14 protein-coding genes are annotated in these 16,187 nt (G+C 46.3%); 7 read left to right on the top strand and 7 right to left on the bottom strand.

All coding sequences use genetic code 11. The features are described 5' to 3' along the window. Window positions 1-295: 295 nt before the first annotated feature. Both AAHF22_RS11715 and AAHF22_RS11710 read right to left on the bottom strand, forming a co-directional pair. Window positions 296-895 (bottom strand): LOG family protein, encoded by a 600-nt coding sequence (locus AAHF22_RS11715; RefSeq protein WP_347325186.1) that lies wholly within the window; start codon window positions 893-895, stop codon window positions 296-298. 758 nt (window positions 896-1,653) lie between these two features. Further along, complete coding sequence (locus AAHF22_RS11710; protein WP_347325185.1) at window positions 1,654-2,373, bottom strand: 3-ketoacyl-ACP reductase; 720 nt, start codon at window positions 2,371-2,373, stop codon at window positions 1,654-1,656. Window positions 2,374-2,600: 227 nt separating this feature from the next. On the opposite strand from AAHF22_RS11710, the gene AAHF22_RS11705 reads away from it, so the two are divergent. Together AAHF22_RS11705 and AAHF22_RS11700 are read left to right on the top strand one after the other, a co-directional pair. Continuing rightward, on the top strand, window positions 2,601-3,086 hold the full coding sequence (locus tag AAHF22_RS11705) for a hypothetical protein (protein ID WP_347325184.1): 486 nt from the start codon (window positions 2,601-2,603) through the stop codon (window positions 3,084-3,086). Between the two features lie 50 nt (window positions 3,087-3,136). Then, complete coding sequence (locus tag AAHF22_RS11700; RefSeq protein ID WP_347325183.1) at window positions 3,137-3,598, top strand: NUDIX hydrolase; 462 nt, start codon at window positions 3,137-3,139, stop codon at window positions 3,596-3,598. A 292-nt stretch (window positions 3,599-3,890) separates the two neighbouring features. Here AAHF22_RS11700 and AAHF22_RS11695 read toward each other — a convergent pair whose 3' ends face one another. Both AAHF22_RS11695 and AAHF22_RS11690 read right to left on the bottom strand, forming a co-directional pair. Beyond that, on the bottom strand, window positions 3,891-5,186 hold the full coding sequence (locus AAHF22_RS11695; RefSeq protein ID WP_347325182.1) for a homocysteine synthase: 1,296 nt from the start codon (window positions 5,184-5,186) through the stop codon (window positions 3,891-3,893). A 753-nt stretch (window positions 5,187-5,939) separates the two neighbouring features. After that, on the bottom strand, window positions 5,940-8,228 hold the full coding sequence (locus AAHF22_RS11690) for a hypothetical protein (RefSeq protein WP_347325181.1): 2,289 nt from the start codon (window positions 8,226-8,228) through the stop codon (window positions 5,940-5,942). Window positions 8,229-8,354: 126 nt separating this feature from the next. On the opposite strand from AAHF22_RS11690, the gene AAHF22_RS11685 reads away from it, so the two are divergent. Beyond that, a complete protein-coding gene (locus tag AAHF22_RS11685) occupies window positions 8,355-8,696 on the top strand; it encodes a YrhK family protein (RefSeq protein ID WP_347325180.1) in 342 nt (113 codons plus the stop codon). Between the two features lie 735 nt (window positions 8,697-9,431). Here the strand turns inward: AAHF22_RS11685 and AAHF22_RS11680 are convergent. After that, window positions 9,432-10,994, bottom strand: a complete 1,563-nt coding sequence (locus AAHF22_RS11680; protein WP_371834056.1) for an FAD-dependent oxidoreductase — start codon at window positions 10,992-10,994, stop codon at window positions 9,432-9,434. Between the two features lie 412 nt (window positions 10,995-11,406). Between AAHF22_RS11680 and AAHF22_RS11675 the strand changes: the two genes are divergently transcribed. Then, a complete protein-coding gene (locus AAHF22_RS11675; protein ID WP_347325179.1) occupies window positions 11,407-11,619 on the top strand; it encodes a hypothetical protein in 213 nt (70 codons plus the stop codon). 157 nt (window positions 11,620-11,776) lie between these two features. Here AAHF22_RS11675 and AAHF22_RS11670 read toward each other — a convergent pair whose 3' ends face one another. Continuing rightward, on the bottom strand, window positions 11,777-11,956 hold the full coding sequence (locus AAHF22_RS11670; RefSeq protein ID WP_347325178.1) for a hypothetical protein: 180 nt from the start codon (window positions 11,954-11,956) through the stop codon (window positions 11,777-11,779). A gap of 11 nt (window positions 11,957-11,967) precedes the next feature. After that, window positions 11,968-12,462, bottom strand: coding sequence for a pyridoxamine 5'-phosphate oxidase family protein (locus tag AAHF22_RS11665; protein ID WP_347325177.1), 495 nt, complete (start codon window positions 12,460-12,462; stop codon window positions 11,968-11,970). Between the two features lie 602 nt (window positions 12,463-13,064). Here AAHF22_RS11665 and AAHF22_RS11660 point away from each other — a divergent pair. The 3 genes from AAHF22_RS11660 (at window position 13,065) to abc-f (ending at window position 16,129) form a co-directional block, all read left to right on the top strand. Further along, window positions 13,065-13,643: a VanZ family protein gene (locus tag AAHF22_RS11660; RefSeq protein WP_347325176.1), complete on the top strand. Its 579-nt coding sequence runs from the start codon at window positions 13,065-13,067 to the stop codon at window positions 13,641-13,643. Between the two features lie 86 nt (window positions 13,644-13,729). Then, the gene (locus tag AAHF22_RS11655) at window positions 13,730-13,894 is read left to right on the top strand and encodes a hypothetical protein (protein WP_347325175.1); all 165 of its coding nucleotides are present in this window, start codon (window positions 13,730-13,732) and stop codon (window positions 13,892-13,894) included. A 603-nt stretch (window positions 13,895-14,497) separates the two neighbouring features. Further along, entirely contained in the window at window positions 14,498-16,129 is a 1,632-nt protein-coding gene (gene abc-f, locus AAHF22_RS11650; protein ID WP_347325174.1) for a ribosomal protection-like ABC-F family protein, read from the top strand. Window positions 16,130-16,187 lie beyond the last annotated feature (58 nt).

The raw sequence follows: 16,187 nt of genomic DNA, 5'->3' as shown, positions 1-16,187 counted from the left end.
AGCAGGCAGTAGCTTGAGGTATATCTTGAGGTATATTATATTTGGTAAATGTGTGTACGGAGTTGTTGCATATGGAGTTACTATATGCAGAGTAACTGTGTATATGGAATAATTGTATATATGAAATGACTGTAGATAAATATGGCACAGCATAAAAGCAATATCAGCATAAAAGCAGTATCAAAAGAGATACTATCACAGCAAAAAGCGGACTTCTCGATCTATAATGATGGGAAGTCCGCTTTTATTTGTAAATGGATGCTGTAACCATCAAGCAGCTTACATCCGATCCAGACTACTCCAGCTTATTAGCTCTGTCGTTCGCTTCTTTCCAGCGCAGATCAGCTGTTGTGGGCAGTTCATGGCTGACTGCCTGAATCAGTTCCTTCGGCTCGGTCGATACGAATAAACGCTGCATGCAGCTTGCATCTGTGAAGCCCTCCTGCACACTGTGTTGAATCATATGCAGCAACGGTTCGTAATAGCCGCGAATATTGTACAAACCGAGCGGTTTGTTATGGATACCGATCTGTGACCAGCACAATACTTCAAACAATTCTTCCAATGTGCCCAAGCCACCAGGTAACGAAATAAAAGCATCCGCAGTTTGCTGCATCATCGCTTTGCGTTCATGCATACTCCCTACACGAATCAGTTCGGTCAGTCCTTGATGTGCACGCTCGCCATGTAGCAGTCCTTCTGGCATAATACCGATCACCTGTCCGCCAGACGAGAGTGCTGCATCTGCGACTGCGCCCATCAAGCCCAATCGTGAACCACCATAGATCAGTTGATAGCCAAGTCCAGCAATATGACTGCCCAGACGTGCAGCCTGCTCCATATATTCGGGATGATGACCTGTGCCGGAACCGGCAAATACGCAGATTGATCTCATGCTGTACACTCCTCATCAGGAAATAAATTACAGTATCTTCTACTATACCTGAATTGTGTTTGGAGAGGTAGCTTGGAAGTGATGAATTGTGAAAAATTTAAAGTTTTGCTGGAGTGGGGAGGTGACTTTGGATTTTTGTAGTTGTTTTGTGGGAATGGTGTAGCTGGTGTAAAGGAGAGGAAGTAAAAAGATAGAGGTGTATTGCGCAAAGTGGGATGTGAAATGAGGGGTACCACTCCGGCAAGGAATAAGGGAACGGACTCCCGTCTCGCACAGGAATCTACGGAGTAGGAGAGAATGTAGATTCCCGTGCTCAAAAGTCGTCCTTTTCCCTTATTTCCTTGCCTCTGTTCTGTGCTGCTTGCATGATGTTCATTAATACATAGTAATACTAGCTAGCATCTTTGTAGCAATAGTCTCTTTTTAATGAATCTAGTTATTTTAATTGATTGAGCTTTATGTAAGCTATAACTGAGTTATTGCTTTCGCAATTATTCAGTTATAGCAAAAATATATATGTTGAACTAATCTCCTTTGTCAGCTCGTAAGTTACGAGCGCAAAACTTTAAATTTTTGGAGGGGGAGCAGCCGGTTGAAGTGAACAATAGATTTAACAGAAGGGCGTATATAGTGATCGCTAATGTCGACCTATGTTCGATATGTTGTGGTTAGATTGTAGTAGCTGTTCTTACACTCTTGTTCGGGGATAGATTCGTTGTAATTGAATCTTATAGGTGCATCTCGCGTTCTATCCCTTGTTACTGCGGGTTGTTTGTCCAGATACCAGCGGATTTTAGCACCACACGGGATGGTAATTTTAAACCTGCCAGTACGAGCTGGGCTACGTCCTCTGGTTGCATCATGCGGTCTTCTTCGCCGATCGGTAGGCCGGCGTTGACTGCCATTGGGGTGTTGACGGTGCTTGGTGTTAGAGCAGTGACGCGGATGTTGGATTTGCGGACTTCTTGCATCAGAGCTTCGGTCATGCCAAGCAGGGCAAATTTGGATGCGCAGTAGGCGGAGCCTGTAGCAAAGCCGCGTTCTCCAGCAGTTGAAGCGATATTGATGATATCTCCGCTTTCCTGTGCCAGCATGCCTGGCAGCAGTTCATGAGTAACATAATAAGCGCCCATCAGGTTAACGCGGATAATTTGCTCCCATTGCTCAGGGTCCATTTCGACCATTTTGCCAAATGCGCCTGTACCTGCGTTGTTGATCAGAATATCTACACGTCCGAGTGAACTTGCCAGCGAGGAGACGGCAGCACGAACGTCAGCAGAGTTGGCTACATCGGCTGTAGCGGTAAATACTTTTATGCCATAGCGGTTGCTCAGCTCTTCGGCAAGTTGCTCCAGATCAGCAGCTGTACGTGCGAGCAGACCGAGTTGTACGCCTTCGGCAGCGAGTGCTTCTGCGGTTGCTTTACCGATACCTTTACCTGCACCTGTAATAATTGCAGTCTTGTTTGTCAGTTCCATATGATAAATTCCTCCTGAATGAGTAGGTTCGCAAATAGGCATTGCCTTTGCCTGACTATTATACTACTTATCCCGATTGCAAAAAAATGGTTTCATTTTTTATACAAAAGGGTAAACTATTAGGTTACATAATCCGACATATTCCTGTATAATGGTTTGAATGTTGTTCTGTTCTCCAGCGTGACGAACAGGAATGACTCCGAACCAAATTTCAGGAAAGTGTAGGGATGCCCGTGAACCAGCGTCATGTTAAAACTACTATTCAGACCTTGCTTCATCGTGCCAGCAGTGATGTTCGGGTTCGCACCAAAAAGAAATTTCCCGGTTCGCGTTCAGTCGGCGGCAAATTTTCGATGGGCAGCCGAATCATTACCCTGTACTTGCAAGAGATCGAGGAGCAATGCTTTCAGCTTTTCGGCTCACTTCGCTCGGTCGATGATTATTTTAGGATTATTTTGGCGCATGAGATGGGTCATGCACATGATCCATTGCTAGAACAGCTATCCGATGAACTGGATCATTGTCCTCAGCCATTGGAAGCTGCGCGTCTCGCTTTACGCATTGAACAAAATGCGTGGGATTATGCATCAGAACTCGTCCCAGAGGTCGATCGTTTTGTATTTGAGAAAATTGTACAATGTTCGCTTGAAGCGTATCATGAACGGATTCAAGAAGCAGCAACGACGAGCAGTGAGCTTGAAGTGATTGCTTGAATCGCCTACAATGACCGTATGATGACTCGTATAACGAACGGGAGGTACGGATGGCTAATTATATCGGCTGGATACGTTCCAAAACAGGCACCGCCAAAATTTTTACGAATTTTGCCGGTGCCCTTATTGTAAATGAGCAAGGACAGCTTTTATTGCAAAAGCGTCAGGATAACGGACAATGGGGTTTTCCGGGCGGTGCGATGGAGCTGGGCGAATCGGCAGAGCAGACTGTGCTGCGCGAGGTGCTGGAAGAGACGGGGTATACCGTGCAGGTCGATTATTTGCAGGGCGTGTACACCCGTTATGACTATACTTATCCGAATGGCGACGAAGCACAAACGATGCTGACCGCCTTCGTCTGTCATATCACTGGCGGCGAACCGTTGACGGCAAATGAGGAAACGAAAGAGCTGCGTTTTTTCGATCTACAGCATGCACCGCCCTTATTCAATCAGCAAAATGTGGATATGCTGGCTGATTTTGTAGCAGGGCGACGCGGCGTATATCGCTGAGCGTGAATAGGTTGAAGCTGGGTAGCAGTCAGCACAGGAGTAGGAAGAGAATAGGAGTGTCATTTTTAAAATATATTCGTGTACATAAAAAAGGCGCTGATATCGCATCAGCGCCTTCTTTTCATACGATAATGTACTGCAATCCAGAGTATGAGCGCAAACTTGTATGCGCATATACCTCGAATAGGGCAGCAACGTCATGTACAGGTCATTCCTATGCGCCAACTCGTATGCGTATACGCCCTAGTTTAGGCTACATAAGCGAATATTCCAATCCTACCGTTCCGACCACTCACTCTTGCTGACTCGCAGCAATCGCCTGTTCCAGATCCGCAATCAGGTCACGAATGTTCTCCGTCCCAACCGACAAACGAATCAGCTCTGGATTCACACCCGCCGTCAACTGCTGATCTTCTGTCAGCTGTTGATGCGTGGTGCTGGCAGGGTGGATAATGAGCGACTTGGAATCGCCAACATTGGCAAGGTGAGAGAACAGCTTCACATTGCCAATCAGCTTGCGTCCTGCTTCAGCACCACCGCGGATACCAAATGTTAGAATCGCACCTGTTCCTTTAGGCAAATACTTTTGCGCCAGCTCGTGAGAAGCATGGCTGCTCAAGCCCGGATAGCTTACCCACTCTACATCCGCATGCTGCTCTAAATATTGCGCCACCTGCAATGCATTTTCGCTATGGCGTTCCATACGTAGATGTAGCGTCTCCAATCCTTGCAGCAGTAGCCATGCATTAAATGGCGAGATCGGCGCGCCCAGATCACGCATCAGCTGTACGCGCGCTTTAATAATGTAAGCGAGCGGACCGAGTGCATCGGTGTACACAAGTCCGTGGTAGCTTGGATCTGGCTGAGTCAGACCCGGGAATTTATCGTTTTGCGTCCAGTCAAATGTACCGCCATCGATAATGATGCCACCGATCGATGTGCCGTGACCGCCGATAAATTTCGTTGCCGAGTGCACGACGATATCTGCACCATGTTCAATCGGACGTAGCAGATACGGACTTGGGAATGTATTATCTACGATTAGCGGAATACCATGTTCATGTGCAATCGCCGCGACCGCTTCGATATCCAGTACATTGCCACCCGGATTACCTACCGTTTCAGCATAAATGGCTTTCGTACGCTCATTAATGGCAGCGCGGAAGTTGTCCGGCTGATCTGAATTGACAAAGGCTACTTCGATTCCTAGCTTAGGTAATGTATTCGCAAATAAATTGTATGTACCGCCATACAGGCTCGATGCCGACACGATATGGTCACCTGCGCCTGCGATGTTCAGAATGGAGAACGTAATCGCTGCCTGACCGGATGCGGTTGCCAGTGCGCCTACGCCGCCTTCCAGTGCCGCCAGACGTTTTTCCAGTACGTCTGTCGTTGGATTCATCAGACGGGTATAAATATTGCCAAATTCTTTTAATGCAAACAGATTGGCTGCATGTTCACTATCCCGAAAGCCATACGAAGACGTCTGATACAGCGGTACAGCACGTGAAAATGTCGTTGGATCAATTTCCTGTCCAGCATGAATGGCGAGCGTTTCCAGTAAATAAGGGTTAGGTTCAGTCATCATCATTCTCCTTTGTCTGGGTCAAAATCATAGCGTGGTCCAAGCGTGATACGGTATGACATGATCCAACCGGTTCGCTGTAGATGCTGTCATGTGGTGTCAGCGGTTGAATTTAAACTATTCTCGCACGAGCGAATCGACTATTCAACAACTAAATTTGGATTTGCGAAATATTCTATAGTGGATAGAAAAGTTAAATAAGTGGAAGGTACATGTATATCTAGGCGTTGTACGTCAACTTATGTAGTGTGGCAGGTATCACTCTGGGAAAGAATAAGGGGATGGACTCCATCTGGTACGGGAATTTACGGAGAAGGTGATTGTCTATTCCCGTGCTCAAAATAAGTAAACTATTTCACTATGCAAAAATCACTTTTTCATTAAACCTCGTGTTAAAAGATCGCTAACGCTGAAGAAGTACGATATTTCGCTGTATGAAAATTTTTTTCCATTGCACCTCGTGTTAGAAGATCGCTAACACTAGAAGTCGTCCTTATCCCTTATTTCCTTGCCGCAGTGAAGTGCTATTTACATACATGAAGTTTGTATACATGTTTTGGAAATAAAAGCGCTAGGGGAAGAAGTAAAATGAATATATAAAATAAATACATAGAGTAAATACAAAAAGTAAATACAAAAAGTAAATACAAAAAATACGCAGCCGGCTTCTAAGCTGGCTGCGTATAGGAAATTAAACGATACGGTGCATCATTATACGTTATACGTTTTTAATGGCCTGACGAATGAATAGTGTTAATCGTTTTTCTTAGCAGGCTCTGTGTATTCAGCAAATGCTTTTTGCAGGATATCGTAGCTTTTCTTTTTGCGTTCATGGGTGACAGGTTCGTTCCATGATTGCCAGGTGTAACTGCCAAACTGTGGTGCTTGGACAGCAGAAGAGCTACCTTTTGCTACGATGACAGGTGTTGCTTTGACGGCATCGACGGTTTGTGGAGCGATGCCATTTGCTTTATATGGGCTTTGCCATGCCATATGGCTGCTTGGGTCCATAAAACCGAGCAGCATCCACGGGATCGCCAGTTCGATCACATTGTCTTTGACGTAAAAGTCGGACAGATTGTTGAAATTTGGGCTGTTTGGATCGTTGATACCATAATGTAGCTTGCCGACTTCCAGCTCCTCGAATGGCATCGTTACTTTCGTTTGGGGCAAATACAATTGACGATTGAGCGCCAGTTTCCACGGCAGGAAATAGCCTTTGCTACCGTCCGCATATTTCGCATCATACGGAATCTCTTTGCGGCTATATCCATACAGATACGTATGCTGATCATAGGCGCTGTTAATGTAAATATGTCCGCCTTGATCGGATGGTTCTGCAATGCTGAGCAGGAACTCAATCGGTCCAGGGAACGTGATCCCTGGTGCTTTATCGGCGGTTACACTGCCATCATTGGCGGTGTGGAAACCGAGATACAATTGATCTTTGCCAAAGTCCCAGTTGCCGTTTTTCTTTTCCAGCTTCACGTACAGATTGGCAGCATCATGAGACATTTGCATCGTCATGTCGGGATAATCGGTCGTTGTAACATCCGGGCGATTACTCCAGTCGGATGTATTTCCGTCCAGATGGATCATATCGTCCACACTGGCACCTGGCTCAACAGCAACGACACCAAAATGCTCCTCATTGGTCAGACGATTACGCCACATCGCGCGACGATCGGCAGGCTCCATATCGATCGTATTCCAGGTGAATTTAAACCATTCATCTTGCCATTCGAACAGCAGTGCACCATCCAGACCTTCATCATAGATGTCTTTGAGCAGTCCGGCATCCAGCTGGCCTTGCTCCTGCTCGGTATGCATCCCCTGATTACGCCCATTCGGTCCATAATGCGCCATCCCGCGCGAGCTTGGCATCCCATACTCGGCTACGATCAGCGGAATGCCTTTATGGTGCTTGCGCATCGCATTCAGATAGCCTGCATACGCGCTAGCTGTACCATCGGCTTTTTTAAATGTTTTGTATTCTGGTTGTTGACGCAGTAAATCAGGATAATACGGATAAATGTGATATGAAGAAAAGTATCCAGCCGTCCAGCTATCTTTTACCGGCGTAATATTCATCGGATCAACCGATACTAAATCCTCTTGCTCCAGTGGCTCATTGGGATGGGAGAGCGGATCGGTCGTGACCCAGTTCGTAAAAGACATCGGATGCTGCCAGCCGTACTTCATATCCGCTTCAGCCGCTACATCGAGCATGCTGGCTACCCAGCTTTCAAAAGCGGTAGCATCAGATGCTGCACTAAAATATTTGCCTTTATACGGTGGCTGATTCGGATGCGCCTTATCAGTTACATCGACAGCGAACGGATACCACTCCGTTCCGACGACCCAGCCTAGTACGTAGGGGGACACATCAGCCGTAAACGTACCATGCGCATGTCCTTGCTTTTCAGCAATCGTCACCTTACCATGAATCGCACCGACCGCATCTTGAATCTCCTGTTTGAATGCATTGGTGATTTCCGGTGTATACGCATCGCGGCCTTTACCATCTTCACCGATCAGTTCTTCCTCTGGCGACCAGACGCCCTGCATCAGATACAGTGGTTCTTTTTGCGTTGCATTAAATTCCTGTAACGCTTCGTAAAAATAAGGCGGCAAAATCGTATAAATACGCAGCACGCGAATATTCATCGCCTTCATTTCCGGGAACCAGCGCAAATAATCCGCTTTAGTCGGACTCAGCTCGCCTGGATAATGTCCGGGTGTTGTAGCACCCAGGTTCATACCTGCCCAGAACGAAGGCTGCCAGCTTTTGCCGTCGTAGGTTGCTAGTTGTTCACCAACGACGGTGGATGTACGCTTAATCCCGTCTTTTTCGACAATCGGGAGTGTATAGGCAGGCGCAGTTGTAGCTGAACCGCCGGGTTTATTCGCTGTAGAGGACAACATTCCCATGCCTCCACGTAACAGCCAAATTGCCAGTCCAGCTACGATAAGTACAGTGACGACAATGGTAATAATGAACGGCAAACGAGAACGTCGATGAGCTTGTTTTCGAGATCGCATAATTTCATCCTTTTTCATGTTATGGGATAAATAGTATATTTATAGATTAAACAGTTATTACTAATTTGACAAATGTTGTTATAGCCTTTCGTATAGCGGGTAAGTCCTCAAAAGGAGGGTTGCATCATGAACAAACATCAGGCAGAATCCAAGCCAACACCAACAAAGAAGCGGAAAATCTGTATCCGTCGCCCAGACTCTTATCAGCTTGCTATCGAATTCAAGCGTCGGCGGATCGTGACCAGTAACCGTTATGAGATGATTAGTGTACTTAACGATATTATTACGACGATCTGTTTTCTGGTCGGTAGTTACTTCTTTTTTCATAAAGAAACGGAAACAGGAACCATCATGTTTATTATCGGTAATGCCAATACGCTTTTTAGAGCGATCCTTTCATTAATACGCAAAATCCATGTGGAATGGATTCAAAATGAATCATCAGAAAGTAGTACACAGCTAAAATAAAGGGCTAGCTCCCATTGCCAGTTGTCCCGGTCTTCTGCTGGAAGCATCGGGCTTTTACATAGATAAGTAACGGATAGACGGAAACGCGGCCATACGGAGCGTTTCTTTTTTTATGAATAGGATGAGGTGAAGAGGCGAAAGTAAATCTGTGTGTGAATGCGGTTTGAGTGGTTCCCAGTGTGCGCCATTGACGAATAGTGCTGAGTGGTGGACAACCGAGCAGCTGCGCCTATTTGGGATGAAATGGTGACGGATTTCCTTACTTAACGCGAACAGCTACTGACGTTGCTTGCACGAGTTCGCTTCGTATCGTGGAACACTTTGAACATGATGTACATAACGATGCTCAATAAACGACTAAAGTGCGACGGACTTTCTCACTTAACGCGAACAGCTACTGATGTTGCTTGCACGAGTTCGCTTCGTATCGTGGAACACTTTGAACATGATGTACATAACGATGCTCAATAAACGACTAAAGTGCGACGGACTTTCTCACTTAACGCGAACAGCTGCTGACGTTGCTTGCACAAGTTCGCTTCGTATCGTGGAACACTTCAAGCATGGTGTGCATAACGATGTTCAATAAACGACTAAATTGCGATGGAAATAACGACGCTCCAACTAACTAGTACATCATCATGTAAGTAACGACTTCCAATATAAATCATAAAGCGCAATATAAGGAATACGTATACCTAAAAACGTATTCCTTATACAGCAGCTACATCACAGTTACCGCTTTTTCAACGGCTCTGTAGGTGGTCCTTCCAGCACTTCACCTTTGTAATCAAACCGTCCGCCATGACAAGGGCAATCCCATGAGCGTTCCGCTTCATTCCATTGCACTTCACAGCCCATATGGGTACAGGTCGTATCGACCAGATGCAGCTCGCCCTCTGGATCGCGATAAGCTCCAGTACGTTTGCCACGCTGCCAGACGACGGCTCCCTGGTCTGGCTTCAAATCCTCTGCCTTATGGCGGTTAAAATCAAGCTTACCGGTCACCAATTCTTTGGCTACCGTCATATTGTGACTGACCGCAGTTTGCATCCGTTTCAGAAAAGGCGTTTTACGAGCGGGATCGAACAGTTCTGCATAGCGATTGTCTCGTCCCATCACCCGATCGGTCAGCATCATCGCAGCAAGTGTACCGGTCGTCATCCCCCATTTAGCATAAGCAGTTCCCACGAGAATATTCGGCGTATCCGAGGTGAGCTGCCCGATACACGGCATTTGATCCAGCGAGTACAGATCCTGTGCTGACCAGCGATACGGGATATCATGTAGACCGAACAGCTTTCCTGCAAACACTTCCAGCTCGGCATAATGCATAATCGTATCACCTTCCTGACCGGTACGATGTCCTTTACCACCGACAATAATGTACTGCTGATCGTCAAAAGTAGCGGAGCGCAGTGAATGTTTCGGCTCGTCTGCGCTAATGTACATTCCACCTTCAAATGGCGTCTCCGCGCGAATTGCCAGTGTGTACGAACGCTCCGGCTGCAAGCGGGCAAAATAAAAACCGTTCTGATCCGTTACCGGATAATGAGAACCGGAAATGACCGTATCACACCGTATCCCAAAATCACGATCCTGCACGAGCAAACGTGGACGCTCCTCGTCTTCCACTTCGCTGATCAGCGTATTTTCGTAAATCGTACCGCCCAGACGCAGAAACTCCAGCAGCAGAAATTTCAAATATTGCAGCGGATGAAAGCGCGCCTGTCCCGGCAAAGCAATCGCTCCTTCAATCGAGAGCGGAATCGGTAACGATTCGACCCATTTGCCCGGCAAACCAAGCTCACGGTAGGCATCCATCTCTTTTTTGAGCTTTTTCAGACCTGTATCCTCGCTCTCAGCGTAGATATAGGCGGTTTCCTCCTGCCAATCACAATCGATTTCATTGTCCTGTACAAGCTGGTGCATAAAAGCTTTCGCTTCTTCTGCACCTTCATAATAGAGCAGCGCTTGCTTATCGCTAAAATGGCTACGCAGATGATCGTAGATGAGTCCATGCTGTGAAGTAACTTTAGCCGTTGTGTGTCCGGTAGTCCCATTTAATACCTGATCGCCTTCAATCAGCACAACTTTACGTCCTTCCAGAGCAAGTAAATACGCAGCCGTAATTCCGGTAATCCCGGCTCCAACTACAGCAATTTCCGTATCGATCTCCTGCTCCAACGTTGGAAAAGAAGGAAATTCGGTTGTCGCTCGCCAGAACGAATGGGATGTCATCGGTAATTCAGTTTCAGCCGTTTTGCGTGTTAGGTCACGATTTGAATCATACTTCATAAAAGCCCTCCTTAAATAGTGGATCATAGGTCGTTTTCGATACTCCTCATTACCACTTTCAGGAAGGAGTTTAACCAGTAAATAGAAGATATAGGGTTAGCTCGTTGTTGAGCGATGTGGCGTCGTTCATAGATCCAACACATCTATATGGAGTAGAAGCATGTAGCAATAGACGGGAACATGTATAATAAAAGAACGTATAGGATCTACGTTAGTGTCATGCGTACACTCACTCGTAGATTCACAGATTCACAGATTCACAGATTCACAGATTCATAGGTTCTTAGATTCTTAGATTTATAGCTTCATGGATTTATAGCTTCGTAGATTTATAGTTTCGTAGATTTGTGTAAAATGTGATCATGATTGACTATCCACATCAGGAAAATAGAGAACAGGAGCCACTTCCCCCATGAATATGAGAAGAATGTTAATCATACGAGGCATTACTTGCCTTGCAATTATCGTACTTGCGTTATCGATCATCCTGCGTAACCCTTCCAGTCCAGATCGACTGTATGCCTATGGATTAATGCTCGTAGCCGTACTGGCTTTCGTCCTGCCCATCCTTATCCAAAAGTTCATTCGCCGTATGATGCAAAAGCGTGGCAACGGTCGCAAGTAAGTAGGTAAAGTAGTGTAGTTAAGAAAAGAAGTAAGAAGAAAAGAAATAAGAAATAAGAAAAAAAGAAGCGAGGAATAAGTAAGAAATCATCAAGAAATAAGTGAGATAAATAAGACGTGTTTAGACATATGCACATGCGAAAAACAGCTATTCCCGATTAGCCTGTTGGCTGTTCAGGAATGGCTGTTTTTTTAAATATTGTATCGTTAAAATGGTTCAAACTCATTTCGTAGCCCGACTTGCTTAAACGCAAACGCAAACGCAAACGCAAACGCAAACGCAAACGCAAACGCAAACGCAAACGCAAACGCAAACGCAAACGCAAACGCAATTCCAAACCAATTCTATTTATCTCCGTAATTCATCGAGCGTCATTCGCCAGCGTTCCAGCACCGCTTCCGGTTCATGCAGACGATATGTCACACCCGTCAGTAGCTCAGCATACTTCGCCACATCCTCACGAATATGCTGAATCTTCGCTTCAAACCGGGCACGCGGATAAGCTGTATGCTGTAACTCTGGTAATGCCATCGCTTGAAGCCGCAGTGCATAAGATACGCCGTCGATTACTACCGTTAGTAATGCTCTACCATCCCGCAACAAATTAGCTGTCGTGTTCGTACCCGTCCAGAGTGCAATACGTAACGTCTGCGCATCCATCGCCAGCACTTCACCAGCACTGACCATCGCCTGATGAGGATAACCATCCTCACTAACTGTGAGCAAGGGCATCGCGAGCTGCTGCTTGTGCTCCAGTTGTTGCCCATTCCAGAGCTTTTGCAGGATAGCAGGTAATCGTACCGCTTGCTGCTGTATATCTTGATCGATGGCATGATCATTCATATCGTTAACCTCCATATGTTTAACTTCTACTGCAAGATCGTCTATCACGATGATCTATTTGATGAATTTCTAATACCAATGCACCGATGCAGATTTAATGTGTAAAATATCATGCTGCTGCACGATCTATCGATATGTAACTCATCATATGTCAGTGCGCAAGCTATCGATCTTATCTTTGCTACACTACAAGAGCACATTCCTGCATTGTACATACGTTACTTAACATGATTACACAGCGCAACGACATTTTGCACATCGGAGCGACAACCTTTACAATAGCTCATAAGTTTAGCATTAATGTGCATGTGATTCTGTATGCACGAGTATACTATTTTGAAGACACGCCCTGGTTGAAAAGTATTGCACCAGAATTGAACTATTAAAAATATAATTTGAGCAGATAGCAGATAGCAGATAGCAGATAGCAGATAGCAGATAGCAGATAGCAGATAGCAGATAGCAGATAGCAGATAGCAGATAGCAGATAGCAGATAGCAGATATGCAGTTAAACAGGCGAAAATATACACAGCTACCCCAACCATGTATCTCATTCGCGCTTGCTGAAGTAACTTGAATTTTGCAGAACAGGAGGGTCGCCATGCTTGTATTTAACGGATTCATCTGGATCGTTGGCATCATGATGCTCGCCGTAGCATTGCTCATCGCCCAATCGGTCTATCGTAAGCCCGTATCATGGCTGCTGATCGCCAGTATTTTCGGTATATACATGCTTAACGTCATTCGGTATACGTTTTTCCCTTTTCCGATTCATACCCAATTGATCGAACTCATGCGCACGACGATGAACGAAAAGGATCTGGTCAGGATCAATTTAATCCCGTTTTATTCTCAGCATTACAGTTCGATCTTTCAAGATAAGTCGAACTATTTGAATGTGTTGATGACGGTACCGTATGGTCTATTATTACCGCTACTTGTACCGATGAATCGTCAGCGAATGCTATTTTATGCGCTGGGGATCGGTGTGACGATTGAACTGCTTCAAGGGCTATTCAATCTGTGGTTCGGCTATACTTATCGCACAGTAGATATGAACGATATTATCTTTAATTTCGTTGGAGCGATGATCGGTTGGGAACTGCTGCGGTTGTTCTGTAGAACGACGTTTGGAAAAAAAAGGCTTGCCAGATGGCTTCCAGACGTGGTAAAAAAGTAATAATGACGACGTGTGAATCAGTCCATCGCTTCCGGGAAGGAGCAGGGGTTGCTGACTCACATGTTATACCAAGGAGGTGAGGCAGGATGTTGAATTTCCCATTTTCTATGACGCTGGATTGCAGAGTGCAAGGCGTTTTTAGTATTTCAAACACATTTTACGAAGACGGGAGAAGTCTGTCCAAAAATGAATATGATATCAATGGCGAAATGCCGCTCCTGCCTTCAGCCTCGGTCGGGTTATTTGAGTAACTGTTCAGCGTAATGGTGATATACGATCCCTGTATCCCTCTGCGATTGTTTGTTGTACATTTGCCGTACACTCATAACAATCACAGGTTTATTATCGCTGTACGTCTGTACGAACAGACAACTACCGAATTGCGAATATGAAGCCGCAGGTATAATTGCCTGTGGCTTTTTTATATGTTTGCCGATACGATCCTATGCTCTGGTAACCGATGTCTGTAGAGTACGGTTATCCGGTCTTTGTTCTCCTTGATGATTCATCTGGAGACGTGATCGATTTGTATGCGAGGTCAATCGGTATGTTATAGGTCTGATCGTTCTCTGGAATCATACAACACATCTGTCGATGATGTGATACCAGAGAGGATCAATCTGACATCCTTAATATGCAATGTTGAGGATCAAGCAAGCAGATAAAGGAAGCGAACACATCCGGCATATATACGGCAAACCGAGCAAGCCCATATCCTATCGGCTGGCAGGCAGTAGCGTGCATTTCTCCATCATCCACCATTACAAAACATGGCGCATATTCACTTCGGCACCGATTCCTTTAAACAAGCCAATCGGTACAAAAAGATATGCTGCCCGATGAGGAGAATATACATGTCTATTATGATCGCCTGTCATCAGGTACAACAATATTACGGAGCAGAGCAAGTACTTTCCAGCGTCACTTTAGAAATTCATAGCGGCCGCAAAGTCGGTCTGATCGGAATGAATGGCGCAGGGAAAACGACGCTGTTCCGCCTGCTATCCGGTCAAGAACGTCCCTATCAGGGCAATGTACACATTCAAAAAGGGGCAAAAGTCGGCTATCTTGCTCAGGTGCCCGACTATGCCGCGGACATGACAGTCATGGAAATTTTGCGTACCAGCTTTAGCGATCTGCTTGCATTACAGGAGCGGATGGAGCAGCTTGCGCTTCGTATGAGCGACACGGAGCAGAGCGAGCAGCAGATGGACAAAGCGATTCGTGACTATGGAGATGCACTGGAACGATTTGAACGAGCAGGTGGGTATGAAATGTCTGCGCGTATCGATAGCATCGCCAACGGTCTCGGTATTCCAGTCGCCTATTACGACGAGCCGGTAGGCAAGCTGTCCGGCGGTGAGAAAACGCGAGTGGCGCTGGCGGCTATGCTGCTGACCAACCCAGACATTTTACTGCTAGACGAACCGACCAATCATCTGGATATGGATGCAGTCGTCTGGTTAGAACATTTCATTGCTCACTCGAACGCAACCGTAGTCGTGATCTCGCACGATCGATATTTTCTGGATCGGATTGTGCAGGAAATTATCGAATTAGAGGATGGAGAAGCAACTGCTTATCCGATGAACTATTCCGCCTATCGAGATGAAAAACAGCGCCGATTGGTGCGTCAGTTCGAGGACTATCAGGAGCAACAAAAGGAAATCAAACGCATCAAAGAATCGATCAAACGCCTAATCGAATGGGGCAATCGCTCCAATCCGCCCAACCCGGGCTTCCACCGCCGTGCCGCATCGATGCAAAAAGCGCTGGATCGCATGGAAAAGGTGAAGCGCCCGGTGATGGATCAGGCACGTATGGATCTGGAATGGCGTCAAAAGGGTCGCTCCGGCGAGCGCGTGCTTGTGCTGGATCAAGTATGGAAAAGTTATGGCGACCGCATGCTGCTACAGGAAGCGAGCGCATTGCTACGCTATGGAGAGCATGCCACGATCATCGGTGGCAATGGAGCAGGTAAAACGACGTTGCTGCGCATGATTCTCGGTGAAGATCACGCCGATGCTGGAACGATCCGAGTCGGCTCACGCGCCGATGTCGGCTACCTTGCCCAGGAGGCAGCACCACCAGATGCAGGGGAGACGGTACTAGAATGGTTCAAAGTACACGCCCGCATGGAAGAAGGCGCAGCCCGCGGCCAACTCGCCAAATTCCTCTTTTACGGACCCGACGTGTTCAAAAAAGTATCCGGCCTATCCGGAGGCGAATGGAGCCGCCTGCGGTTGGCGATTCTTATGCATCAGCGTCCGAATTTGCTCATTTTGGATGAGCCGACGAACCATCTGGACATTTCTGCACGCGAAGCGCTGGAAGAAGCGCTGGAGGAATTCCCAGGTACGATTCTAGCGGTTTCGCATGATCGGTATTTTATCAATCGAATTGCGGAGCAGGTGTGGAATTTGCAGGATGGGGAGTTGAAGGTGACGTTGGGGAATTATGAGGATTATGTAGGGGCTGGTGTGTAGGGTAGGATTGTATTTATAAATTAAACATATATAAACAAAAAAGCAGCCGATTTTAATA

Origin of the sequence: Paenibacillus wenxiniae, from assembly GCF_039822605.1 — a bacterium.
In the GTDB taxonomy this organism is placed as follows: Bacteria; Bacillota; Bacilli; order Paenibacillales; family Paenibacillaceae; genus Saccharibacillus; species Saccharibacillus wenxiniae.
The sequence above is the reverse complement of the archived record's forward strand: the minus strand, read 5'-3'. Positions and strand labels throughout refer to the sequence as shown.

What these genes read in the sequence shown, in the direction of transcription:
- AAHF22_RS11715 (WP_347325186.1), bottom strand. Translation starts at nt 895, where the DNA reads ATGAGATCAATCTGCGTATTTGCCGGTTCCGGCACAGGTCATCATCCC.
- AAHF22_RS11710 (WP_347325185.1), bottom strand. Translation starts at nt 2,373, where the DNA reads ATGGAACTGACAAACAAGACTGCAATTATTACAGGTGCAGGTAAAGGT.
- AAHF22_RS11705 (WP_347325184.1), top strand. Translation starts at nt 2,601, where the DNA reads ATGCCCGTGAACCAGCGTCATGTTAAAACTACTATTCAGACCTTGCTT.
- AAHF22_RS11700 (WP_347325183.1), top strand. Translation starts at nt 3,137, where the DNA reads ATGGCTAATTATATCGGCTGGATACGTTCCAAAACAGGCACCGCCAAA.
- AAHF22_RS11695 (WP_347325182.1), bottom strand. Translation starts at nt 5,186, where the DNA reads ATGACTGAACCTAACCCTTATTTACTGGAAACGCTCGCCATTCATGCT.
- AAHF22_RS11690 (WP_347325181.1), bottom strand. Translation starts at nt 8,228, where the DNA reads ATGCGATCTCGAAAACAAGCTCATCGACGTTCTCGTTTGCCGTTCATT.
- AAHF22_RS11685 (WP_347325180.1), top strand. Translation starts at nt 8,355, where the DNA reads ATGAACAAACATCAGGCAGAATCCAAGCCAACACCAACAAAGAAGCGG.
- AAHF22_RS11680 (WP_371834056.1), bottom strand. Translation starts at nt 10,994, where the DNA reads ATGAAGTATGATTCAAATCGTGACCTAACACGCAAAACGGCTGAAACT.
- AAHF22_RS11675 (WP_347325179.1), top strand. Translation starts at nt 11,407, where the DNA reads ATGAATATGAGAAGAATGTTAATCATACGAGGCATTACTTGCCTTGCA.
- AAHF22_RS11665 (WP_347325177.1), bottom strand. Translation starts at nt 12,462, where the DNA reads ATGAATGATCATGCCATCGATCAAGATATACAGCAGCAAGCGGTACGA.
- AAHF22_RS11660 (WP_347325176.1), top strand. Translation starts at nt 13,065, where the DNA reads ATGCTTGTATTTAACGGATTCATCTGGATCGTTGGCATCATGATGCTC.
- AAHF22_RS11655 (WP_347325175.1), top strand. Translation starts at nt 13,730, where the DNA reads ATGTTGAATTTCCCATTTTCTATGACGCTGGATTGCAGAGTGCAAGGC.
- abc-f (WP_347325174.1), top strand. Translation starts at nt 14,498, where the DNA reads ATGTCTATTATGATCGCCTGTCATCAGGTACAACAATATTACGGAGCA.